Genomic DNA, 21,802 nt, shown 5'->3' on the forward strand with positions numbered 1-21,802 from the left:
TCATGCTGTTCCGGATTGGAACAATGCAGGCTGCACATGTCTTTTTTAAATGACGCTGGTCGGGGCACGTCCCATAACGCGCGCCTGACAAAAGGAAATTCCATGATGACTGCGCCGCTCCGCGTTCTCGTTGCCGAGAACCAGTATCTGATTGCCATGGAGGTGGAGCGCATTCTTCTTGACGATCTGCCTTGCGATGTGACCATCGCCCCGCTGGCCCGACTGGCAGAAGCCGTCCAGACGACCGCATTCGATGTGGTGATCATCGATGCGGCCTTGAACGAGGCCTTGAATGTCGAGCGCACAGACCTGATCATGAAAGCTGGTGCGAAGCCCGTCTTTCTGTCGTCCTACGGACATTTTACCGACATCCCAAGCATCGTGACCGAGCATCCGCTGGTCACAAAGCCGCCGCAAGCCCACGAACTGGCTGCGGCGGTTTTGAAAGCGGCGCATGGTCGCGGGCCCTCAGACGGCAAAAGCCTTCTTGATGACCGCTGAGCTGTGGGCATCGGGGCCGTAATCGCCCTCGCCGCTCACACCCAGGATCTCCTGAAGCTTGTTGCGTGCTCGATTGATGCGGCTCTTGATCGTGCCGACGGCACAACCGCAGATCTCCGCAGCTTCTTCATAGGCGAAGCCGGAAGCGCCAACGAGAATGATCGCCTCGCGCTGGTCGCTCGGCAACTGATCAAGTGCACGCTTGAAGTCCTGCAGGTCGAGTGAACCATACTGCTGGGGATGGGTGGAGAGCTGCGACGTGAAGATGCCGTCGGTGTCGGAGACCTCACGGCCACGCTTGCGCATTTGCGAATAGAATTCGTTGCGAAGAATGGTGAAGAGCCAAGCCTTCATGTTGGTGCCGGGCTCGAAATGATCCTGCTTCGCCCATGCCTTCATGATCGTGTCCTGCACCAGATCGTCGGCGACGTGATGTCGGCCGGTCAGCGATACGGCAAAGGCACGCAGGTTTGGCAGCGCTGCCAAGAGGTCGCGCTTGAAGGAGTGGTCGGTCGACTTATCGCCAACAGTCATCGAGCATTGTCCTTGATGCGAGTGGACTCACTGGCCTGGCGTTCGGCCACATCCAGTTGCTCCAGGAGCTGGAGGAACCGATCCGGAATCCCTTCTTCCTGTACCGACTGATAGTATTCGCGCAATTGCGCGGACACGCCGGGATGAAAGGCGGCCATTCCAGGCAGCCCGTTCGTAGCCGGCGCTTTCTTCGAATGTTCTGTCATTTGGTCCAACGGGTTTGAAACAGTGTCGCCTGACAACGCCAAAGGGCGCAGAAGGTTCCCGAACATGCAATTATTTTATTTCAACGCTGCGTAGCTCTCGAAACCGTGATCCGAATGGAACAAAGCCCACGAGCCAACGTTCATCCGGCATCGAAACACGGAGAACCCAACATGCTTTACTACGCACTCGTATTTCTGGTCGTCGCCCTGATCGCTGGCGTTCTCGGCTTCGGCGGCATTGCTGGCGCATCGGCTGGCATCGCCAAGATCCTCTTTGGTATCTTTATCATTCTCTTCCTCGTTTCGCTCGCCATGCGGCTCTTCCGTCAGGCGTGAACGAGAAACTGACGTAGCAAAAAAGGCCGCTTCCGAAGAAGCGGCCTTTTTTCATGGGAGAAATTCAGATCGAAGCTCAGAGCAGGATCCAGACGACAGCGGCGAATAACAGGACGAGAATGACGCCGAGCGTCGTGACGGTGAACGAGCCGTAGCGGGGCGGGACCTGAGATTCGAGGTCCTGATCGAGGCCCGCCTGTTGCGAGACATGGCGGTTCTGTGCGTCGACGTTGACTAAATTCGGATCGGCCGAGACTTCGGGCTTCATCATCATTCTCCATAACGTTCGGCAGGGACAGGCGGCATCAAGGCCTGCGCTTCGGCAGGGCCGGCGGTTGAGACAGGCGCCTCGAGCACGGCCAGCTTGTTGGGATCGATCGTCTGGCGGATGTTTCGACCAGCCACGAGATCGGAGTTCACGGGGAAACAATCGCCATAGATGATCTCGGCCATGGCCCGCGCGCGCTTAAGTTCTTTTGGCAGCGCGCCGTAGCAAGCCTCGTCCGTGTCATAAGAAATAACAGCGACCGGATCCTGCAGACATGTGGTGTCTTGCGGATGGCAGGCCACAATGACCATCAGGGCAGCCATACTGTTCATGATCGTTCTCCGTGTTACCTAAAGGTTAACGCGAAGACTGCACGACAGTTCCAGGAACAATGGCGTGAAACGCCCATACGGCAGGGATTAGGAGCGGATCAAGCCATGAATGTAGTGCAGCTTGCCGATCACCGGCTCGGACAGCACGAAGGGATAGAGATCCGGCTGACCCATGCTGCGATTGATGCTGTTGATCGCTAGCGTCAGCGGCACCCAGGCGCGGATCAGGGCGCCTGCGCTGCCAATGCCGTAACTGTCAAAAGTGCGTTTCAGCTCGATCGCCGGCACATCGGCCTCGACATCGGGATTGGTTCTGAGACCGAAGGCATCCGCCGTATCCAGCGCGTCGACGATGTGGAAGTAATGGGCAAAGGTCTCGGCGAAATCCTCCCAAGGGTGGCTCGCGGCATAGGCGGAGATGAAGCTGTTCTCCCAGCCTAGCGGGGGGCCCTCGGCATAGTGGCGTTTCAGAGCCTCACCGTAATCGGCTCGCTCGTCGCCGAACACACTCCGGAAGGCCTCGAAGGCATTCCTGTCCCGCACGAGGACATTCCAGTAATAATGGGCCACCTCATGGCGGAAATGGCCAAGCAGGGTGCGGAATGGCTCTCCAAGCGCCACACGCCGCGCCTCCCGTTCTGCGTCGGAACCCTCGACAATATTGAGCGTGATCAGGCCGTCGGCATGACCGGTCAGCACTGGCCCGTCACCGCTGTCTGCCGGATCATCCGCGAGAAATTCGAAACCCAGCCCTTGCTCGGGATCGGCTGTGCGTGTGACCAGGGGCAGCCTGAACCTGAGAATGGAATAGAAGAGCCCGCGTTTCGCGAGCTCGATTCTCTGCCAGTTCTGGAGGTTTTCCGGCACCGAAAGATCCGGGATCGTAACATTGTGCCGGCAGGCGACGCAAAAGCCGCTGGCATCCTCATCTTCAACGAGCCAGTTGCACCCGCCCAGGGCCGCATTGGCGCAAGGCCGGACGCTCCCGGTTTCCGTTATGCCTTTATTGAGCACATGCGTGCCGGAACCATCCAGCGCCACCATGTCGAGACTGGTCGAACGAAAAGCCAGACGCGCCCCACATGTGACGCAACCGTCATTCTCAAAATGCACGACGTTCGAACAGTTGCTGCAACTGAACAGGCGCATGGCCGTATCTTTCCATGAAAGGACACCCGCGGGGGCGCCAAAGATTCAGTCGAAGATCTCGAGTGGAAAGCGCAGCTCGTAGCGCACCTGTCCGTTCGTCAGTTCGTGATGCGCTTCGCCGTTTACCGAAGATGGGACGACTCGCTCCAGAACGGTGCTGCCGAAGCGCGCCGCCTTGGTTTCTTCGTTTTCGCGAGCGGTAAATGGTTCGGACCAGACGATCACCACCACGGGACCCGCGGGCGTTTCGAGCTTCCGGCACGAGACCTCGATCGGCTGGCGTCGTTGCAGGAAATCACCATGGCTAACGGCATTGACCACCAGCTCATGCAAGGCAAGCCCGATATGCAGCGACGCATTGGGTGTCAGAAGAACGTCGTCGCCCACGACCTGAACCAGATCTGCGTTTTCCTGAACGTAGCGATCGACCTGCTGCTTCAGGAGATCGCGAAAATAGGCCCCGCGCCAGCTGGAGTCGGTGATCAGGTCTTGCGACTGAGAAAGGGCATGCAGCCGGCCCCGGAATTTTCCGAGGAACATGTCCAGCGTCCCGGAATACCGGGCCGTCTGGGATGCGATGCTCTGAATGATCGCGAGAAGGTTCTTCGACCGGTGGCTGACTTCCCGCAGGAGTGCGCGCAAAAGCCTTTCGCGCCGCCGGTCTTCGGTGCGATCGATGACAACTGTGATCAAATGCAAATCATGATCCGCCATCTCGACCATGCGGCAGCGGAATTCGAAGAAGGTATCGTCTCCCGCCTCAATCTCGAGCTCAGCACGATCTCCGGCATTCTGTAACCCGGACTTGAGCTCTGCGAGTTTCTGCCCGATCTCCGGCCCGAAGATGGTGTCGTCGGACGGAGTTGCCCCCGCCGCCAGCCGCCAGCGAGCCGGCAGCGAGGTGATGCAGACATAGGTACCATCTTTATCCTGAAGAGTGAGGCTGGCGCCCATGTCGATGAGCGCGGTTATGAAGAACTCCCGCAGCTGTTCGTCGCCGCGCTGAGGTTCAAACCATGTCAACCGATGTACCAATTGCCTGCTCCGCCATTATCGGCATCTGGGACCGGCTCCGTCTGCCGGTCCATTCCTCGCTCTAACCTATGCCCCACAAGAGCTATATCAAGCCTGCTCGGTCACGCGCTCGTTGAAGAAAAGCGCCTGACTGATCAAAGCCTTGACCATGTCGGGGTTGAACGGCTTGGTGACCAGGAAGGCAGGCTCAGGACGCTCGCCAGTCAACAGGCGCTCCGGGAATGCCGTAATGAAGATGACCGGGATGGTATCGACCTTGAGAATGTCGTTCACGGCATCGATGCCCGAGCTTCCATCCGCAAGCTGGATGTCGGCGAGGACCATTTTCGGGCTGGTACGCTTATAGAGATCGACGGCTTCGGCATGGGTGCGGGCGATGCCGGTCACGCGGTGACCGAGGTCTTCGACCATCTGCTCGATGTCGAGCGCGATCAGAGGCTCGTCTTCGATGATCATGATGTCGGTCGCGACCTGGCGGGAGATCTCCATCGAGGCCTCGTTGAAGAGCGCGTTGAATTCGGCTTCGCCGACGCTCAGCACGCTGGCCGCTTCGGTGGTGGTGAAACCTTCGACCGTGATCAGAAGAAAGGCGTGGCGCGCGCGCGTCGGCACGGATGCAAGGTTGGCGGCGGCACGCTTTTCCCATGCAAAGGGCGAGGTGATCTGGGGAAGCTCGACCTTGGTCGAATCGTAGATCGTCACGAACAGCTTGTAGAGAGCGACACGGTCATCACCGGTGTCGGGAAAAATGGAGATGTCGGCGATCAGCGCTTCCAGGACCGCTGCGACATAGGCATCTCCGGAGGTCTGCGAACCGGTGACGGCGCGTGCGTAACGGCGCAGGTAAGGAAGATGGACAGCGACGCGGGCAGTAAGGGACATGCAGTTCTCCAATCGAAATGGATAAAGGTGCGGACTCGGCAGAAAACGCGGCTCGAAAAAAAATGTTCCATCGTCTTTGGAACTTTTTTGCCTGTTCGGGCTTATCACGTTAATTGTCGTCTCGCTTGGCAAACTGACGGAATTGGACAGACATGGCTGAAGGCCCTCCGGATGGAAATAAATCGAAGAAGCCGTCGGAGGCAAAGCGGCAAAATGCGAACGCATTGATCGCGTCAAAGCTTCGTGGCTACTACGACAGTATCGTCGACGAAGGCACTCCGTCCCAATTTCTCGACCTTCTCGAAAAGCTTCACGATGCGGAAGCAAAAGCCAAGTCCAGGAAACCCTGACATATGAACGGCCGGGCTTCGAAAAGCCCAACCGTCTCTCAAAAGCGCAGGTCAATCGCGATCGTTGCCGACACCTTGCGACTTGGCGACCCCATAGGCGACTGCTGCAATCGCCGCGGCAGTCAGCAGGGACCGTCCCTTCATCAGCGCCGGCACACCAGCCAATAACTGCAGCGTCATCGGATCAGGCAGCCGTGCCCTGGCGGCCCTTTGACGGGCTTCCATGCGACGCTCGGCGCGACGGTTGATCGACTGCACCACGACGATGACGATGATGGCGCAGAGCGCCGTGACGCCAGCGATGACCAAGGCAGCATAAATCGGACCGATGATGCTGGTCAGATAGAAGCCGAGAGCCAGAAGCAGGGCGACATAGGTCGTTAGCCCCAACACACCGGCAATCGCACCCGCCATCACGGAGCGCCCGACCTTGTTGGCGGTCGGCCGCACCTTGCCAAAGGCGACGATGCCCAAATGTCTAAGGAGTGGCAGCATGATCAGCGCCGGCTGAGAAGCGCAAGAACGTAGCCGACGCCAGCGGCCATAGCGAGCGACTGCAGCGGCTTTGCGCGCACATAGGCTTCGATATCTTCTTCAGCATTCATGAAGCGCTCACGTGCGCTGTCGATATATTCCTGTGAGGTTTCGCCCGCCTGACGGATCTTGCCGCTACCGAAGGAGGCGACGGTCTGCGTCAGAGAAGCGATATCGCGGCGCAGGGCTTCGAGGTCCGCCTGGACGTCACCGCTGGTCGCGGTACCCGCCGTGTTCGCCTTGTCTTCGATGCGGTCTGCGAGATCGTTTGCCTTGACTTCGATCTTGCTCTTGGAGGCGCTCGGTACCTGGGCCATGGAATTCTCCTTGGATTGTTCATGAAAGGCAGTTCGCAACAAGAACGCCGTGACCGGACGAGTGTTCCATCATCACCTCGGCCTTTTCTTGTGCACGAGGCCACGGGCCCGATCTGATCGGCTTCGACCCAGCCGATGGAACTTCCCGCATTAGCCGACGTTTTCAGCCCCGAGGACATCAAGCCTCGACCATTCACCGACACGGGAGTTATCCGATGAATTGGAATCAGATCGAAGGCAATTGGGAACAGTTCAAGGGCAAAGCCCAGACCCAGTGGGGCAAGCTGACAGGTGACGATCTCGATGTGATCGCCGGCAAGCGCAAGGAGCTCTCAGGCAAGATCCAGGCTGCCTATGGCAAGACCCAGGAAGAAGCCGATCGCGAGATCGACGAGTGGATGAGCCGCAGCTAAGACCTGCAGGCTAAGGAATGCCCGGAACCCGGAAGCGCCCGCTTCCGGGTTTTTTGCTGCGCCTCAGGCAGCCACTGTGCTGGCGCCGTAGGTCACGCCCTTTTCTTTCAGCCAGCGGCGATAGGCGATGGACGAGGCATCTGCCCGCGTTGGGATTTCCTTGCGCGGCTCCAGCGGCAGGAGTACCGGCCGCTGGTTTTCAAGGATGATGCGGTCCTGCAGGAAGATCATTTGCTGGAAATGGATAAGCTCCGTGGTCGTTGAGACATCGTCGATCAGATACATGATCGGATGCGCCCGGCAGCGGCCGGGATCGAGCGGCTGGACGAAGAGGCCGATGACATCCCAGCGATTGGTAGCGTTGGGACATGTCTTGTAGAGGATCGTGGTGAACGGCGTCATCACCCGGTACATGTATTGGGTGGTGATGCCGTCGGACGCCGACAGAGCCGCCTGCGGCTGGAAGAAGGTGCAGTTGGTCGCCCAGACCTCGTCTTCGTCGCGGCGGATTTCGACATCATAGCTCTGTACTTCCGTATGCGGCTCGGCTCCCAGAACATCCGTATGCACGAAGGGGAAATGCGCCATGTCGAGGAAGTTCTCGACGATGCGAAGTCCTGAAGCCTTCACCGTGACCACGCCGCAGGGCACATAGCGTCTATCCGGCTCGTCGGCCTCCGGCAGCGGAAAGATCTCGCGCTCGGGCTCGCCCAGCGTCGCCCAGAGAAAGCCGAAGCGATGGCGTAGCGGCAGCGGCTCGGCCCGCCCCTCGGCAAACACTTCGATCGCCCCATCCGCTTGTCTGACGACAGTCAGATCCGTCCCGAGCAACCGGTTCTGCGATCGGCCCACAGGGATCACCGCCTCGGTATCGAGCACATACCACTGATCAAGCGACGCCTTGTCGATACCGTTCTGCATAGTCTGTCTTTCCTCTGGAGCACGGGAGAAACCGCTTGAAACCCGATCTCACCCGCCGCTAGATTGCCCAAAAATTAGAGCGCGCACAATTGCAAGGCAACACTGATCCCCATCCGATGACGGCGAAAGCCGACCATATGACCGTCGGCTTCACCTTTTCCGGAAGGCTGGAGCCGCAGGGCTTCATCGCGTTCGCCGAACATCGGGCCGCCCGCCTCTCGCTCGGGCTCAAGATTGCGGCCTGCGACTACCATCGCTGTCGCCTGACGCTGTCGGGCCCGGAAGCCCTGATCGACGCCTTCGAAATGGCGGTCAGCCTCGGCCCCTATGACAGCATCGTGCTCGACGTATCAAGATTTCAAACAGACGAAGACTTGCCCGCAAAGGCCGCATCATGACATCAACCTCTCCCTGGATCCCCGTTGCCCTTTCCGCGGACGTCGAGGCCGGCACCTCTGCCGGCACCCTCGTCAACGGCGAGGAGCGCGTCGTCTGGCGTGACGACAAGGGCGAAATCCATGTCTGGGAGGACCGCTGTCCGCATCGCGGCATGCGCATGAGCTTCGGCTTCGTGCGCGGCGACCACATCGCCTGCCTCTATCACGGCTGGCGCTACGACACGGGTGGCCAATGTCGCTACATTCCGGCGCACCCGGATCTCGAGGTGCCCCAGACCATCAAGGTCCCGACCTTTGCCGCAACCGAACGCGCCGGGATAATCTGGATGGCACCGGACGGGGCGGATGCAGCGGACCTCTCGGCGCATCCCGAGAGCGCCGAACCCGTTCGCAGCCTCTTCGTCGACCTATCGACGAACGCGGCTCTTCTGGCGGCAACAGCAGCCCCACCCGAGGGCTATCGTCCGGTCGAGAGTGGGACTGGCTTGGTTACCTTCCAAGGTAACGACGTGACCGTCCTGGTCGCGGCCCAACCCCGCGACCTTGCACGCACGGCCTTGCACATCACGGTGACCGGAAACACTTCCGCAGCCATTCGCCGAGACCTGATCCTATGGGCCACGGACCTGCGCAACCGCGTTGAAGCCCAAATGGTGGAGGCCGCGTGATGATCAGGCTTTACGACTACCACCTCGACGAAAACGGCTTTCGCGTCCGCCTTCTCCTCTCCATGCTCGGCCTCACCTTCGAGACGGTTGCCATCGACAGGGCACCGGGACGCGAGCAGGAAAAGCCGCATATGCTGGCGCTCAACCCGACCGGCACGCTGCCGATCCTCGAAGACGGCGACGTCAGGCTGTTCGGCACGGCGGCCATCCTCGCCTATATCGTCCGCGCTTATGCGCCAGACAGCCCGTGGCTCCCGACAGATCCCGGCGACTTCGGACGCGTGCAGCAATGGCTGGGCTTCTCCACCCGGGAGCTGAAACCCGCGGTGGACGCCCGCGAGGCGGCACTATTCACCTCGGAGGGCGCCAGCGACAGCGATCTGAAGGCCGCCCGCAAAGCCTTCCGCATCATGGAGGACCACATGACGCTCAGGCAGATCGAAGGCTCGGACTGGTTCGTTGGAAACACCCCGACACTCGCCGACCTGGCCCTCCTGCCAAGCTTTGCGCTTTCGCGTGACTGCGGCATCGATCACGACGAATACCCGGCCCTTCGCCGCTGGCTGCGCCGTTTCCGCGCGCTTCCGGGCTTCATCACCATGCCCGGCGTACCGGATTACCATTGACCTGCCTTGCTGGCCGAAAGCCGCTCGGCTAGGTCGATGGCAACGCAGGGAGGTCCGCCATGATCCGCATCGTCTTTCTCGACCGCGACACGCTGTCGCCGGAAACCGTGGTCCGCGCGCCCTCCGTGCCGCATGAAATGGTGGTCCATGCCCGCACCGACCCGCACGAGGTCGCTGAACGCATCCGCGATGCCGATGTGGTGATCACCAACAAGGCCCCGGTCCGCGCCGAAGCGCTTGCCGGCGCCACAAAACTCAAGCTGATCGCCGTCTCCGCCACCGGCACCGATATCGTCGATCTCGCGGAAGCCAAGGCGCGTGGCATCGCCGTCTGCAATATCAGGAACTACGCCAAGCATACGGTGCCCGAACACACCTTCGCGCTGATGCTGGCACTGCGCCGCTCGATCCTGCCTTATCGTCAGTCGGTCATCGAGGGCCGCTGGCAGCAGGCGGCGCAATTCTGCTATTTCGATTATCCCATCGCCGATCTCGGCGGCTCGACGCTCGGCATCATCGGCCATGGCACGCTGGGCCAATCCGTCGGAAAGATCGCCGAGGCCTTCGGCATGACGGTGCTCTCAGCCGGTCGTCGCGGCGCAACAGACCTCAAGCCCGGCCAGACGGCTTTCGACGAGGTCCTGAAGCGCTCTGACGTCATCACCCTGCACTGCCCGCTGACACCGGAAACGCGCGGCGTGATCGGTGCGCGCGAATTCGCCCTGATGGAACGCAAGCCCTTGCTCATCAACACCGGACGCGGCGGCCTCGTCGATGAACTGGCGCTGGAAAAGGCCCTCGATGCCGCCCAGATCTCTGGCGCCGGCTTCGATGTCACCGATGGCGAACCACCCGTCGCCGACAGCCCGATGATGCGGATCGCGTCACGCGAAAACGTCATCCTCACCCCGCATGTCGCCTGGGCAAGCCGCGAGGCAATCCAGGCGCTGGCCGACCAGCTGATCGAGAATATCGAGCTGTTTCTTGCGGGTAAGCCGCGCAATCTCGTCGGCTGATCCTGCTTTGGCAGTCTAAGGCTGTCGCATGTGGATACCCCCCTCTGTCACTGCGTGACATCTCCCCCACAAGGGGGGAGAGCGGATCGCCGCGTTTGCCGATCCCTTTGCGGCGCCAAAGGAATGTGAGCGGGCCGGCGGTTCAGCCAGTCTCCCCCCTTGTGGGGGAGATGCCCGGCAGGGCAGAGGGGGGTCCGCTCGCTATGCAACACCCCACCCCTTGCCCTTTGGCCGCGACGCATATCTAACTCTCTCAAAAGACAAGGGAGGACGGCATGCGGTATCTGGAGGCGGACTATCAGGGTGAGGAAATCCTGACGGGAAGAGAAGGCGCGCTCGGGCTGATCGCCCTCAACCGGCCGCGTGTGCTGAACAGCCTCTCCCACGACATGATTCTCGCCTTCGGCAAGGCGCTCGACGCCTTCGAGGCCGACCACCAAGTGGCCGCCGTCCTCGTCACCGGCGAGGGCGAACGTGGACTTTGCGCCGGTGGCGACATCAGGATGTTTTACGAAAGCGGCAAGGCCGGCGACGGCAAGGCGTCGGAATTCCTCAAGGCCGAATACCGCCTGAACGCGCGGATCGCCCGGTTCAAAAAGCCCTATGTCGTCGTGATGGACGGCATCACCATGGGCGGCGGCGTCGGCGTCTCCAGCCATGGCAGCCACCGCATCGTCACCGAAACCACGAAACTCGCCATGCCCGAAACCGGCATCGGCTTCTTCCCCGACATCGGCGCCACCTGGCTCCTCTCCCGCGCACCAGGCGAACTCGGCACCTGGATGGGGCTAACAGGCGAAGCGGTGAACGGCGCGGATGCCATCACTGCCGGCTTTGCCGACTGGTATGTCCCGCAGGACCGGGTGGCGGAACTCCTTGAGCGGATCGCCGCCCTGCCCGCACCCGCCCTCGGGGCAACGATGGCCTCGATCATCCGCGACTATACCGTGGACGGCCCGACCGGCATCTTTTCCGAAGGCCGCGCCATGATCGACCGCTGCTTCGCCTTCGACACGGTGGAAGAGATCATCGCCGCCCTCGACAAGGAACAGGGCGACCTCGCCGCCCGAACGCTCAACGCCATCAGCGCGAAATCGCCGACCAGCCTGAAGGTGACGCTCAGGATGCTGCGCGAGGCCCGCCGCTCCAAGGACCTCGAAACCTGCCTCGAACGCGAATTCGCCGGCACCCTCCAGGTGGTGAAAGTCCCCGACTTCTACGAAGGCATCCGGGCTGCGATCATCGACAAGGACAGGAACCCGAAATGGTCCCCGGCGACGCTGGAGGATGTGGCGCCGGAGAGTGTCGAGGCGTTTTTTGTGGCACGGGATGAGCGGTTGTTTGGGTAGGTTTGGGGATGCTGGGCAGTCTGCGGATCTTTCACTGGAATGGCATGACGCTCCGCATCTGCATCAACTCAATCTCTCCGCTTCTCAATTAGCCGCAACACGGGAAGGCAGTTGATCACGTAGACCGTGTCCCGCAATGGGCCGAGGGATCTACCGCTTTGCGCGGATAGCGTGCGTAAGTGACCAAAATCATTGAATGTTTAAGGCAAGCGGACCGCAGCCGAGATACCAAAGAATAAAACTCCGGTGTCGCGAATGCACGATGTACTTAAGAGTGGACCCGAAATGGCGACGACTCGCTGCGAACAGCTGCTGAAACCTTGAGATTGGGCGAAAATCTACGCCGTCTGTTCGATGTCTTGCTCATTACTACGAATACTCTTCCAGGGCGGAGTTGATTTAGCCTGCATTGCTACGAATTCTGACAAGTCAGTCTGAAAATCGGAGCTGTTCATCCACTTCTCAGGGCTGAAAGCGGTACGCGAATTCCCGGTATCAGGATCGACATACCGCGCTACATGTTTCTTTCTTGTTTGCGCGACCTGTCTCAGCAACTCATCCCATGCGCTATCTATAAAATCAAAAGCCTCTCTGACGCTCATCTTAGCGTCGTTAACCATCGAAACACCTATGTATACCTTTGCCAGCGCATCCCTGAATTTCTTTGGCGAGTTCGTGTTGCGTGGCGCAATTCTCCGGAAGAGTTCCAGACCAAGGTTAAACCTATCGAGAAGAGCAATGTCTTTGAGTTCGACATCGCTAAATCCATGTATTGCGAATATTCTCTTCCTCACGGCGCGCCCAATCCTGCCGTAAACCGTGAGCAACAGGCGCATAAACAATGTGCGGTCCAAAACGTCTGAGCGGTCGATATACCCCGCGAAAACGCCGTCGCTGAATTCACCACGCTTGCGCTCGTACAGCAGACCAAACCGATCGAAGAGGAGTTTCTGAACGTCAAGATGAATTGAATCGTTCGAAAATTTGTCCGTTGTGATGACAGCCGTCTGGCGGTTCGTTGCGGATGAAATTTCATCGATAAGGCGTCGGCGCTCCGCAACATTATCTTGTGTTGCATCCTTAGCTGTCAGTGTGATCACCTTGACCAAGACTTCCTTACCGTGAAACCGTTGTGCTGCATTCTCACGATCTTCGTTTAAAGCTCGGCTAAGGGTGTAGGCCGTTTGCCCGCCATTAATGATTTGTGGATTCAGCAATCGCAGTTGCGCCTTGTTGTGCTGGCCAATTCGCTCATTGAGGTTGGTCTCGTCCGATAGAATGGTGAGGCCATTATTCATGAGGGCGAATTCATTACTGTCTGGCCGTAGTAGCGTCTCCTTGATCGCGGCATTGACGTTCTGACCGTCTAGGTCGAGATAGCTGCGCGGATTGAACTCAAGTACTGAATTTCTGTATTTGTCCATCACTTCAGCAATTTCGATTGCAGGGACAAAAAGAACGGTAATTTCACACTCATATGATGGGGTATTCACAGAATAACTGGTTTTTGCGCCAGCACTCTTATTATTTAGATCCAATTTTATTGTTAAGTCAGAGGCTTTAAAATAGGTACCACTGATAATCGGAAACACCAGATCATTGTAGACGCGGGAAAAGTCGAATACCTCGGCCTTGAAGCCGTCAGTGAGCCTTCTCACATTTTGAGGGGTGATGCTGCAATTTGCGAGAATCGCGACCTCATAACCGTACCTAGCCACATCATCTATTTCAGATATTCTACGAATAAGACCCTGTATTTTGCCATTGTATTTATTTCCAGCGTCATCCTTCTCATGACCAGCAGTGATGCGGTCAATATCCATGGAGAGTAGTTCTTCATATTCAATATTCTTTTCCTCAAAATTCTTTTCAGTATTACGGAATTTTGACTGAAGAAGGTAGATTTTCTTGCGCTCCTTATCGATAAAAAAACCATCGATTCCGCCGTCATAGCTACCATCTGTTACATAGGCTTCACGCTCCTCAAATCGGCCAATACCAAACATAACTTTGAGGTAGAGGTGGATATAGGCACGACTTCGAGCAGCCATGACGGCATCGTGCGAGTCATTATCGACTGCATACTGATTTGCCCATTTTGTACCGCGTGCTTCCTCCCGTATCTGGTCGAGAATTTTGACCAGAATTGCATATTTTCTCGACATGCTGACCCCGAGCGAAAGAACAATGATTGAGCGTATTGGGCGAGCATAGAGGGCACACCGTTACTAAAGGATGCACCGATTCTCATCATAGCTCCACCCGCTGAACAAGTGAGCAAAAGAAAATTAGATCTAATGCTTGAAAGCAAAATACAACCAATACCGAATGAAATGTACGAATAGGCCCATTACCCGATAATTTGTAGCCGCCGCCCCGGAGAAATTGCTCCTTAAAGAAACCCACCTCACTCAATCTCATACGGCATCGGGTTCCGCACCCGATGATCCACCACCAGCTTCCTTTTCAGCGGCGGCACGGCGCGGCTGGTGCATTTGATGCGCTCGCAGATGCGGCAGGAAATGCCGATGGGGTCGAAGGCGCCGCGGTTGGAGAGGTCGAGGTCGTCGGCATAGACGAAGGCGCCGGCATAGGAGATCTCGCAGCCGAGCGCCAAGGCGTAACGCGGATTGGCGGCGCGGAAGCCGGCGGAGCCTTTTGACACTTGCGTCGCGATGCAGAGATAGCGCACGCCGTCGGGCGTCTCCGCCGTCTGGCGGATGATCCGGCCCGGCGTCTCGAAGGCCTGATGCGCATTCCACAGCGGACAGGCCGCCCCGAAGCGGGCAAATTGCAGGCGGGCGGCACTGTGCCGCTTGGTGATATTGCCGGCCCGGTCGATGCGGGCAAAGAAAATCGGCACGCCCTTTAGGCCCGGTCGCTGCAGCGTCGAAAGACGGTGGCAGACCTGTTCCAGCGAAGCCTCGAAACGGGCGGCGAGCAGTTCGATGTCGTGGCGCAGATCCCGTGCGGCGGTGAGGAAGCTGCGATAGGGCAGGATCAGAGCACCGGCGAAATAGTTGTAAAGCCCCATGCGACAGATCTCGACCGCCTCTTCACTGCGGAAATTCGCCTGCTTCAGCACCTTGTCGATTTTCGTGGCCGCCGCCAGCTGGGCGATCTGGATGGCGATCTGGAAATCGCGGGTTGGGGCAGAGGCATAGCGGCTGACGGTCAGGATCCGCCCCACCGGATCGAAGCGCCGGATCGCCTCGTCGCCCGCCTCACCGCGCACGACGCGCACGCCATGCCGCGCTTCGAGATGGCCTGAAAGGGCCGCGTAATTCTCCCCCTCCCCGAGCTTCAGCTCTGTCGCCAGTTGCTCGGCAGCGAGGTCGAGATCGTGGATGTAATTGTCGACGAAGTGGAAGAAGTCGCGCACCTCGTCGTAAGGCGTCACCTCCTGGCTGGGGGCCGCGCCCAGCCGGTCGTCGAGGCTCGCCAGCTGCTCGTTGCCGCGCCTGTAAGCCTGATGGGCGGCAATCAGCGCATGGGCAAAGCCGGGTGCGTTCTGGGTGACAAGCTTCAGCTCCTGCAGGCTTGGCGAATAGGTCTCGAACAGCGGATCGGAGAGCGCTTCCGTCAACGCCGACATCAGCCGGTCGTTCTGGCCCGACGACAGCTCGGTGATGTCGATGCCGAACTTTTCCGCCAGCGACAAAAGCACCGAGGCCGAGACGGGGCGCTGGTTGTTTTCGATCTGGTTGAGATAGCTGGTGGAAATGCCGACCATATCGGCAAACTGCGCCTGGGTGGCCCCGTTTGCCTGGCGGATGTCGCGGACCTTGCGGCCGATGAAGAGTTTCCCGATGGCCATTTCGCAAAATCGCAATTTTCAATTTGCAAATTCATAAATCCACAGATGCACCTGTTCAACCGTTTTCTTCTGCGGCACAGTGGAATAGGTGTCACACAAGGCCTTAAAGCCAAACAGATCATTCCGGAGGAAGCATGTCGACGATCCTGGACCAGCTCGAAGCCCGTCGCGACGAGGCCCGCCTCGGCGGCGGCGAAAAGCGCATCGCCGCCCAGCATGGCAAGGGCAAGCTGACCGCCCGCGAGCGCATCGAGGTCCTGCTCGACGAAGGCTCGTTTGAAGAATACGACATGTATGTCACGCATCGTTGCGTGGATTTTGGGATGGAGACCCAAAAGGTGCCGGGCGATGGCGTGGTCACCGGCTGGGGCACAATCAACGGCCGCCAGGTCTATGTCTTCTCCCAGGATTTCACCGTGCTCGGCGGCTCGCTGTCGGAAACCCATGCCCAGAAGATCTGCAAGATCATGGATATGGCGATGAAAACAGGCGCCCCGGTCATCGGCCTCAACGACAGTGGCGGTGCCCGCATCCAGGAAGGTGTGGCCTCGCTTGCCGGCTATGCCGATGTCTTCAAGCGCAATGTCGATGCATCGGGCGTCATCCCGCAGATCTCCGTGATCATGGGCCCCTGCGCCGGCGGGGCCGTCTATTCCCCCGCCATGACCGATTTCATCTTCATGGTGCGGGACTCATCCTACATGTTCGTCACCGGCCCTGATGTGGTGAAGACCGTGACCAACGAGATCGTGACGGCGGAAGAACTGGGCGGCGCCTCGACCCATACGAAGAAATCCTCCGTTGCCGATGGCGCCTATGAGAACGACGTGGAAGCCCTGGAACAGGTCCGCCTGCTCTTCGATTTCCTGCCGCTCAACAACCGCGAAAAGCCGCCGGTCCGCCCCTTCCATGACGATCCGGCTCGCGTCGAAATGCGGCTGGACACGCTGATCCCCGACAGTTCCAACAAGCCCTATGACATGAAGGAGCTGATCTACGCGCTGGCTGACGAAGGCGATTTCTTCGAGATCCAGGAAGCTTTCGCCAGAAACATCATTACCGGCTTCATGCGCATGGAAGGCCAGACGGTCGGCGTCATCGCCAACCAGCCCATGGTGCTGGCCGGTTGCCTGGATATCGATTCATCGCGCAAGGCTGCCCGTTTCGTCCGCTTCTGCGATGCCTTCTCGATCCCGATCCTGACGCTGGTCGATGTGCCCGGCTTCCTGCCCGGCACCGCCCAGGAATATGGCGGCGTCATCAAGCATGGCGCGAAGCTGCTCTTCGCCTACAGCCAGGCAAGCGTGCCGATGGTGACGCTGATCACCCGCAAGGCCTATGGCGGCGCTTACGACGTCATGGCATCAAAGCATATCGGCGCCGATATCAACTATGCCTGGCCGACGGCAGAAATCGCCGTCATGGGCGCGAAAGGCGCTGCCGAAATCCTCTACCGTTCGGAACTGGGCGACTCGGAAAAAATCGCAGAGCGGACGAAGGAGTACGAGGTCAACTTCGCCAACCCCTTCAAGGCCGCCGAACGCGGCTTCATCGACGAGGTGATCATGCCGCATTCCTCACGCCGCCGCATTGCCAAGGCTTTTGCGAGCCTCAGGAACAAGCAGGTCGGCACCCATTGGAAAAAGCACGACACGATCCCGTTGTAACAGTGGCCCGTTGTGATCATGCATTGAGAGTGGGCAAGGACAACACGGAAGGCCTATATAACTCTCGGCGCGCCCGAGGCGCTTCACCGAGAAAGGATCCGATTTCATGACCGAGACAAAATTCCCGCCCGAGAAGAACCTGCCCGCCGGCTATCAGCCCCCGAAGGTCTGGACCTGGGAGCCCGGCAATGGCGGCGCCTTTGCCAATATCAACCGCCCGATCGCGGGTGCTACGCATGACAAGGAACGCCCGGTCGGCAAACATCCGCTGCAGCTTTATTCGCTGGGCACGCCGAACGGCCAGAAGGTGACGATACTGCTGGAGGAGCTGCTGGCAGCCGGTCACGAGGGCGCCGAATACGATGCCTGGCTGATTAATATCGGCAAGGGCGACCAGTTCTCCTCGGGCTTCGTTGAGGTCAATCCGAATTCCAAGATCCCGGCCTTAATGGACCATGCGCCTGTCGATGGCGGCGAGCCGATCCGCCTGTTCGAGAGTGCCTCGATCATGACCTATCTCGCGGAAAAATTCGGCGCCTTCCTGCCGTCCGAGACGCGGGCACGCGCGGAAACGCTAAACTGGCTGTTCTGGCAGATGGGTTCCGCGCCCTTCCTCGGCGGCGGCTTTGGCCATTTCTACACCTATGCGCCGATGAAGATCCAATATGCCATCGACCGCTACGCCATGGAGGTGAAGCGCCAGCTGGACGTACTGGACCGCCATCTCGCCAACAACGAGTTCATGGCCGGCCAGGACTACACGATTGCCGACATGGCGATCTGGCCCTGGTATGGACGTCTCGCCCTGCACGGCGCCTATGATGATGCCGGCACTTTCCTCTCGGTCGACGAATACGAACATGTCCAGCGCTGGACCAAGCAGCTCGCCGTCCGCCCGGGTGTGAAGCGTGGCGCCATGGTCAACAAGACCTCCGGTCCGCTCTCCGAACAGCTGCATGAACGCCACGACGCCTCCGACTTCTTGACGAAGACGCAGGACAAACTGGCCGATCAGGCGTGAGGGAGAGCGGTATGTCCAAAGCACCCGACATGATCAAACATCGCGGTTTTCCCTCCGGCATGCCGGGGACCGGTGTGCAGTTCACCATTCGCCGCGCCAATGACAAGGGTGTCACCCCGATCAAGACCCTGCCGCGTAAGGCGCGGCCGGGGACGAAGGAGCACCGGATCGACGCCGCCTTTCTGCATGCGCTCTGGCACCAGTTCGGGGCAGAACCATTCGTCCGTGGCAATCTCGATGCAGCCCGCCTCAGCCTGTTGTTCGGCCGCGAGGTCGTGGCCGTCAACAAGGACTTTGACCCGCAATCCTATGACGAGATGCTCGTCATCAACGAGCGCGTCGCCCGCAAGAGCTTCCCGGAATCCTTCGAAGACGTGTTCGAGGTCTAAACCCATGGCAAAAGATCCGCTTATGCCGAAACACCAGGGCTTTCCGCTCGGTCTGCCGGGAACCCAGTGGCAATACACGATCCGCCGGCCGAACCCAAAGGTGACGCCGGTGACAAACTGGCCGCGCCACCGCACAATGGACCAGACGGTTGCACTCGCCGACCTCGGCTTCATGCAAGCGCTCTGGCAGTATTTCGGCACCGAACCTTTCGAGCGGGGCAATCTCGACGGTGAACGCCTCTGCCGCCTGTTCGGCCGCGAAGTGATTGCCGCCGAGCGCGGTTTTGATCCGCAATCCTACTTCGCCAAGCTCAAGATCAACGAGCAGCTGGCGCGGAAGAACTTTCCGGAAGCCTTTGGCGAGGTGAAGGACGAAAAGAGCGTGGCGAAAGGCTTGAAAAAGAAGGTCAGGGAATAGCGGGCATGCCGACACTCCTTCTCTGGAAAGGACATCGTTTTCTTTTCTACTCGAAGGAGATCGGCGAGCCGCCACATATTCACGTCCTGAAGGACGGAAAGCAGTTGAAAGTGTGGTTGCGGGATCTCGGTGTTGCCCGCAACGCAGGCTTCGCGGCACATGAGGTGAATGCTATCCTCAAAGTCGTCGCGGAACACCGGCAGGGTTTCGAGGAGGCGTGGAATGACCACTTTGGACATTGATGAGCGGCAACTGCAGATCCGCTCCGTGGACGTCACGGACGACAGCATCATCTTCGACATGATGGATGGGCGCAGGATCGTGGCGCCGCTCTGGTGGTATCCGCGGCTCGCCAAGGCATCGCATGACCAACGCGCCAAGGGGGAAATCCTCCCCTTCGGTGACGCCGTCGGCTGGGAAGACATCGACGAATATATCAGCGCCAAGGCGCTCATCATCGGAGGTGCCGCTCCCGGCGCCGTCCCACCTGCTCAAGCTGCCGAGTGACCACAATGATCCAGAAAATCCTCATCGCCAACCGGGGCGAAATTGCCTGCCGGGTCATCAAGACCGCCAAGAAGCTCGGCATCAAGACGGTCGCCGTCTATTCCGATGCCGACCGCAATGCGCTGCATGTCGAGATGGCCGATGAGGCGGTGCATATCGGCCCGGCGCCGTCGAACCAGTCCTATATCGTCATCGACAAGATCCTCGATGCCATCAGACAGACCGGCGCGGATGCGGTGCATCCCGGCTACGGCTTCCTCTCGGAAAATGCCGGTTTTGCCGAGGCGCTGGAAAAGGCAGGCGTCACCTTCATCGGCCCGCCAGTGAACGCGATCCAGGCCATGGGCGACAAGATCACCTCGAAGAAGCTGGCGGCAGAGGCCGGCGTCTCGACCGTGCCCGGTCATATGGGCCTGATTGCCGATGCCGACGAGGCGGTAAAAATCTCCGATGAGATCGGCTATCCCGTGATGATTAAGGCCTCGGCCGGCGGCGGCGGCAAGGGCATGCGCATCGCCTGGAATGCCGAAGAGGCCCGTGAAGGCTTCCAGTCGTCGAAGAACGAGGCGAAGAATTCCTTCGGTGACGACCGCATCTTCATCGAGAAATTCGTCACCGAACCGCGCCATATCGAAATCCAGGTGCTCGGCGACAAGCACGGCAACACGCTCTATCTCGGCGAACGCGAATGCTCGATCCAGCGGCGCAACCAGAAGGTCATCGAAGAGGCCCCCTCGCCCTTCCTCGATGCCGCCACCCGCAAGGCCATGGGCGAACAGGCAGTCGCCTTGGCAAAAGCCGTCGGCTATCACTCCGCCGGCACGGTCGAGTTCATCGTCGATGGCAAGGAAAACAAGTTCTACTTCCTCGAGATGAACACCCGCCTGCAGGTCGAGCATCCCGTCACCGAACTGGTGACCGGCCTTGATCTCGTCGAGCAGATGATCCGCGTCGCGGCCGGCGAGAAACTCTCATTCGGCCAGGAGGATGTGAAGCTCAATGGCTGGGCCATCGAAAGCCGGCTCTATGCCGAAGACCCCTATCGCAACTTCCTGCCCTCGATCGGTCGCCTCACCCGCTACCGCCCGCCGGCAGAAGGAATGACCGCCGAGGGAACCGTTGTCCGCAACGACACCGGCGTCTTCGAAGGCGGCGAGATCTCGATGTATTACGACCCGATGATCGCCAAGCTCTGCACCTGGGCTCCCGATCGCCTGACCGCCATCGACGCGATGTCGGAAGCGCTCGACAGCTTCGAGGTCGAAGGCATCGGCCACAATCTGCCCTTCCTCTCGGCGGTGATGAACCAGGATCGATTCCGCTCAGGCAAGATCACCACGGCCTATATCGCCGAGGAGTTCAGGGACGGGTTTAGCGGCGTGACGCCGGATGCCGCCTCAGCTGAAAAGCTCGCTGCCATCGCCGCGGTGATCAACCATCGCCTGCAGGCGCGCGCGATCCAGATCTCCGGCACGATCGGCAACCATACCCGCAAACTCGGCAAAGACTGGGTCGTCAATCTGGCCGGTAGCGACCACGCGCTGGCCGTCACCGAAGGCACCGGCAACACGCGTGTCGCATTCGAGACCGGCAACGAGATGGTGGTCGCCACCGACTGGCAGCCCGGCCAGACACTGGCAACCGTCGACATCGGCGGTGACACGCTCGCGGTGAAGGTCGACCTCAAGGGCCCCGCCATCCGGCTCCGCTGGCGCGGCATGGATTTGACCGTCCGCGTCCGCTCGCCGCGTGTCGCAGCGCTTGCGAAACTCATGCCGGAAAAACTGCCGCCGGATACGTCGAAGATGCTGCTCTGCCCGATGCCGGGCGTGATCACCGGGGTGGCCGTGAAGGAAGGCGAGACTGTCGAAGCCGGTCAGGCGCTCGCCACCGTCGAGGCTATGAAGATGGAAAACATCCTGAAGGCAGAACGCCGCGGCACGGTGAAGAAGATCGTCGTCAAGCCGGGCCAGAGTCTGGCGGTCGATGAGTTGATCATGGAGTTCGAGGGGTGAGGACGCCGTCGGCAATTGCGGTCGGGGTACCCCCCTCTGTCGGCTACGCCGACATCTACCCCTCAAGGGGTGAGAGTGGCCGCTGGCGTTTCGCCCGACTCACTAACTCGACGTCAGCAATTTGGCAGAAGGC

The 21,802-nt window shown here is 59.6% G+C and carries 28 protein-coding genes; 16 read left to right on the plus strand and 12 right to left on the minus strand.

The window, feature by feature from the left end; all coding sequences use genetic code 11:
* Positions 1-102: 102 nt before the first annotated feature.
* On the plus strand, positions 103-501 hold the full coding sequence (locus ACQKP1_RS16700) for a response regulator (protein ID WP_006724649.1): 399 nt from the start codon (positions 103-105) through the stop codon (positions 499-501).
* Here ACQKP1_RS16700 and ACQKP1_RS16705 read toward each other — a convergent pair.
* Together ACQKP1_RS16705 and ACQKP1_RS16710 are read right to left on the minus strand one after the other, a co-directional pair.
* Positions 469-1,035 carry an RNA polymerase sigma factor gene (locus ACQKP1_RS16705; RefSeq protein WP_006724650.1) on the minus strand — a complete coding sequence of 189 codons (567 nt, stop codon included), beginning with the start codon at positions 1,033-1,035 and terminating at the stop codon, positions 469-471. The genes ACQKP1_RS16700 and ACQKP1_RS16705 overlap by 33 nt on opposite strands.
* Positions 1,032-1,307: a NepR family anti-sigma factor gene (locus tag ACQKP1_RS16710; RefSeq protein ID WP_054147944.1), complete on the minus strand. Its 276-nt coding sequence runs from the start codon at positions 1,305-1,307 to the stop codon at positions 1,032-1,034. The genes ACQKP1_RS16705 and ACQKP1_RS16710 overlap by 4 nt, the downstream gene beginning before the upstream one ends.
* 105 nt (positions 1,308-1,412) lie before the next feature.
* Between ACQKP1_RS16710 and ACQKP1_RS16715 the strand changes: the two genes are divergently transcribed.
* Positions 1,413-1,577 (plus strand): DUF1328 domain-containing protein, encoded by a 165-nt coding sequence (locus ACQKP1_RS16715; protein WP_006724652.1) that lies wholly within the window; start codon positions 1,413-1,415, stop codon positions 1,575-1,577.
* 76 nt (positions 1,578-1,653) lie between these two features.
* Here the strand turns inward: ACQKP1_RS16715 and ACQKP1_RS16720 are convergent, their stop codons facing one another.
* The 5 genes from ACQKP1_RS16720 to ACQKP1_RS16740 all read right to left on the minus strand — a co-directional run bounded on the left by ACQKP1_RS16720 (position 1,654) and on the right by ACQKP1_RS16740 (position 5,243).
* Positions 1,654-1,845 (minus strand): hypothetical protein, encoded by a 192-nt coding sequence (locus tag ACQKP1_RS16720; protein WP_203017711.1) that lies wholly within the window; start codon positions 1,843-1,845, stop codon positions 1,654-1,656.
* Between the two features lie 2 nt (positions 1,846-1,847).
* The gene (locus ACQKP1_RS16725; protein ID WP_427276119.1) at positions 1,848-2,177 is read right to left on the minus strand and encodes a hypothetical protein; all 330 of its coding nucleotides are present in this window, start codon (positions 2,175-2,177) and stop codon (positions 1,848-1,850) included.
* 87 nt (positions 2,178-2,264) lie between these two features.
* Positions 2,265-3,326: a zinc-binding metallopeptidase family protein gene (locus ACQKP1_RS16730; protein ID WP_203017712.1), complete on the minus strand. Its 1,062-nt coding sequence runs from the start codon at positions 3,324-3,326 to the stop codon at positions 2,265-2,267.
* A gap of 45 nt (positions 3,327-3,371) precedes the next feature.
* The gene (locus ACQKP1_RS16735) at positions 3,372-4,349 is read right to left on the minus strand and encodes a sensor histidine kinase (RefSeq protein ID WP_246754009.1); all 978 of its coding nucleotides are present in this window, start codon (positions 4,347-4,349) and stop codon (positions 3,372-3,374) included.
* 99 nt (positions 4,350-4,448) lie between these two features.
* Entirely contained in the window at positions 4,449-5,243 is a 795-nt protein-coding gene (locus tag ACQKP1_RS16740; RefSeq protein ID WP_203017714.1) for a response regulator, read from the minus strand.
* Positions 5,244-5,395: 152 nt separating this feature from the next.
* Here ACQKP1_RS16740 and ACQKP1_RS16745 point away from each other — a divergent pair, with 152 nt between their 5' ends.
* Positions 5,396-5,593, plus strand: coding sequence for a NepR family anti-sigma factor (locus ACQKP1_RS16745; RefSeq protein ID WP_203017716.1), 198 nt, complete (start codon positions 5,396-5,398; stop codon positions 5,591-5,593).
* A gap of 51 nt (positions 5,594-5,644) precedes the next feature.
* Here the strand turns inward: ACQKP1_RS16745 and ACQKP1_RS16750 are convergent, their stop codons facing one another.
* On the minus strand, positions 5,645-6,088 hold the full coding sequence (locus ACQKP1_RS16750; protein WP_203017718.1) for a phage holin family protein: 444 nt from the start codon (positions 6,086-6,088) through the stop codon (positions 5,645-5,647).
* A 2-nt stretch (positions 6,089-6,090) separates the two neighbouring features.
* A complete protein-coding gene (locus ACQKP1_RS16755) occupies positions 6,091-6,444 on the minus strand; it encodes a DUF883 family protein (RefSeq protein ID WP_203017720.1) in 354 nt (117 codons plus the stop codon).
* Positions 6,445-6,659: 215 nt separating this feature from the next.
* Here ACQKP1_RS16755 and ACQKP1_RS16760 point away from each other — a divergent pair, with 215 nt between their 5' ends.
* Positions 6,660-6,857 (plus strand): CsbD family protein, encoded by a 198-nt coding sequence (locus tag ACQKP1_RS16760; protein WP_203017722.1) that lies wholly within the window; start codon positions 6,660-6,662, stop codon positions 6,855-6,857.
* A 63-nt stretch (positions 6,858-6,920) separates the two neighbouring features.
* On the opposite strand, the gene ACQKP1_RS16765 is transcribed toward ACQKP1_RS16760, so the two are convergent.
* A complete protein-coding gene (locus ACQKP1_RS16765; RefSeq protein WP_427276120.1) occupies positions 6,921-7,778 on the minus strand; it encodes an aromatic ring-hydroxylating dioxygenase subunit alpha in 858 nt (285 codons plus the stop codon).
* 116 nt (positions 7,779-7,894) lie between these two features.
* Between ACQKP1_RS16765 and ACQKP1_RS16770 the strand changes: the two genes are divergently transcribed.
* The 5 genes from ACQKP1_RS16770 (at position 7,895) to ACQKP1_RS16790 (ending at position 11,835) form a co-directional block, all read left to right on the plus strand.
* Complete coding sequence (locus ACQKP1_RS16770) at positions 7,895-8,176, plus strand: hypothetical protein (protein ID WP_427276121.1); 282 nt, start codon at positions 7,895-7,897, stop codon at positions 8,174-8,176.
* A complete protein-coding gene (locus ACQKP1_RS16775) occupies positions 8,173-8,844 on the plus strand; it encodes a Rieske 2Fe-2S domain-containing protein (protein ID WP_427276122.1) in 672 nt (223 codons plus the stop codon). The genes ACQKP1_RS16770 and ACQKP1_RS16775 overlap by 4 nt, the downstream gene beginning before the upstream one ends.
* Positions 8,844-9,470, plus strand: a complete 627-nt coding sequence (locus ACQKP1_RS16780) for a glutathione S-transferase family protein (RefSeq protein ID WP_427276123.1) — start codon at positions 8,844-8,846, stop codon at positions 9,468-9,470. The genes ACQKP1_RS16775 and ACQKP1_RS16780 overlap by 1 nt, the downstream gene beginning before the upstream one ends.
* 59 nt (positions 9,471-9,529) lie before the next feature.
* Positions 9,530-10,486, plus strand: a complete 957-nt coding sequence (locus ACQKP1_RS16785; RefSeq protein WP_427276124.1) for a D-2-hydroxyacid dehydrogenase — start codon at positions 9,530-9,532, stop codon at positions 10,484-10,486.
* 275 nt (positions 10,487-10,761) lie between these two features.
* Entirely contained in the window at positions 10,762-11,835 is a 1,074-nt protein-coding gene (locus tag ACQKP1_RS16790; RefSeq protein WP_427276125.1) for an enoyl-CoA hydratase/isomerase family protein, read from the plus strand.
* A 338-nt stretch (positions 11,836-12,173) separates the two neighbouring features.
* On the opposite strand, the gene ACQKP1_RS16795 is transcribed toward ACQKP1_RS16790, so the two are convergent.
* Both ACQKP1_RS16795 and ACQKP1_RS16800 read right to left on the minus strand, forming a co-directional pair.
* Positions 12,174-14,000, minus strand: coding sequence for an AIPR family protein (locus tag ACQKP1_RS16795; protein WP_427276126.1), 1,827 nt, complete (start codon positions 13,998-14,000; stop codon positions 12,174-12,176).
* A gap of 242 nt (positions 14,001-14,242) precedes the next feature.
* Complete coding sequence (locus ACQKP1_RS16800) at positions 14,243-15,652, minus strand: helix-turn-helix domain-containing protein (RefSeq protein WP_427276127.1); 1,410 nt, start codon at positions 15,650-15,652, stop codon at positions 14,243-14,245.
* 134 nt (positions 15,653-15,786) lie between these two features.
* On the opposite strand from ACQKP1_RS16800, the gene ACQKP1_RS16805 reads away from it, so the two are divergent.
* From ACQKP1_RS16805 to ACQKP1_RS16835, 7 genes are all read left to right on the plus strand, one after another.
* Entirely contained in the window at positions 15,787-17,319 is a 1,533-nt protein-coding gene (locus tag ACQKP1_RS16805; RefSeq protein WP_427276128.1) for an acyl-CoA carboxylase subunit beta, read from the plus strand.
* A gap of 106 nt (positions 17,320-17,425) precedes the next feature.
* Positions 17,426-18,340 carry a glutathione-dependent disulfide-bond oxidoreductase gene (gene yghU, locus ACQKP1_RS16810; RefSeq protein WP_427276129.1) on the plus strand — a complete coding sequence of 305 codons (915 nt, stop codon included), beginning with the start codon at positions 17,426-17,428 and terminating at the stop codon, positions 18,338-18,340.
* An 11-nt stretch (positions 18,341-18,351) separates the two neighbouring features.
* On the plus strand, positions 18,352-18,729 hold the full coding sequence (locus ACQKP1_RS16815; protein ID WP_006724674.1) for a hypothetical protein: 378 nt from the start codon (positions 18,352-18,354) through the stop codon (positions 18,727-18,729).
* A gap of 4 nt (positions 18,730-18,733) precedes the next feature.
* A complete protein-coding gene (locus tag ACQKP1_RS16820) occupies positions 18,734-19,147 on the plus strand; it encodes a hypothetical protein (RefSeq protein ID WP_203017741.1) in 414 nt (137 codons plus the stop codon).
* 5 nt (positions 19,148-19,152) lie between these two features.
* Positions 19,153-19,389: a DUF4160 domain-containing protein gene (locus ACQKP1_RS16825; RefSeq protein WP_110792574.1), complete on the plus strand. Its 237-nt coding sequence runs from the start codon at positions 19,153-19,155 to the stop codon at positions 19,387-19,389.
* On the plus strand, positions 19,370-19,654 hold the full coding sequence (locus ACQKP1_RS16830; protein ID WP_427276130.1) for a DUF2442 domain-containing protein: 285 nt from the start codon (positions 19,370-19,372) through the stop codon (positions 19,652-19,654). The genes ACQKP1_RS16825 and ACQKP1_RS16830 overlap by 20 nt, the downstream gene beginning before the upstream one ends.
* Before the next feature lie 5 nt (positions 19,655-19,659).
* The gene (locus ACQKP1_RS16835) at positions 19,660-21,669 is read left to right on the plus strand and encodes an acetyl-CoA carboxylase biotin carboxylase subunit (RefSeq protein ID WP_427276131.1); all 2,010 of its coding nucleotides are present in this window, start codon (positions 19,660-19,662) and stop codon (positions 21,667-21,669) included.
* The last annotated feature ends 133 nt before the right edge of the window (positions 21,670-21,802 follow it).

The sequence above is a fragment of the Allorhizobium sp. NPDC080224 genome, assembly GCF_050281005.1.
Lineage (GTDB): Bacteria > Pseudomonadota > Alphaproteobacteria > Rhizobiales > Rhizobiaceae > Allorhizobium.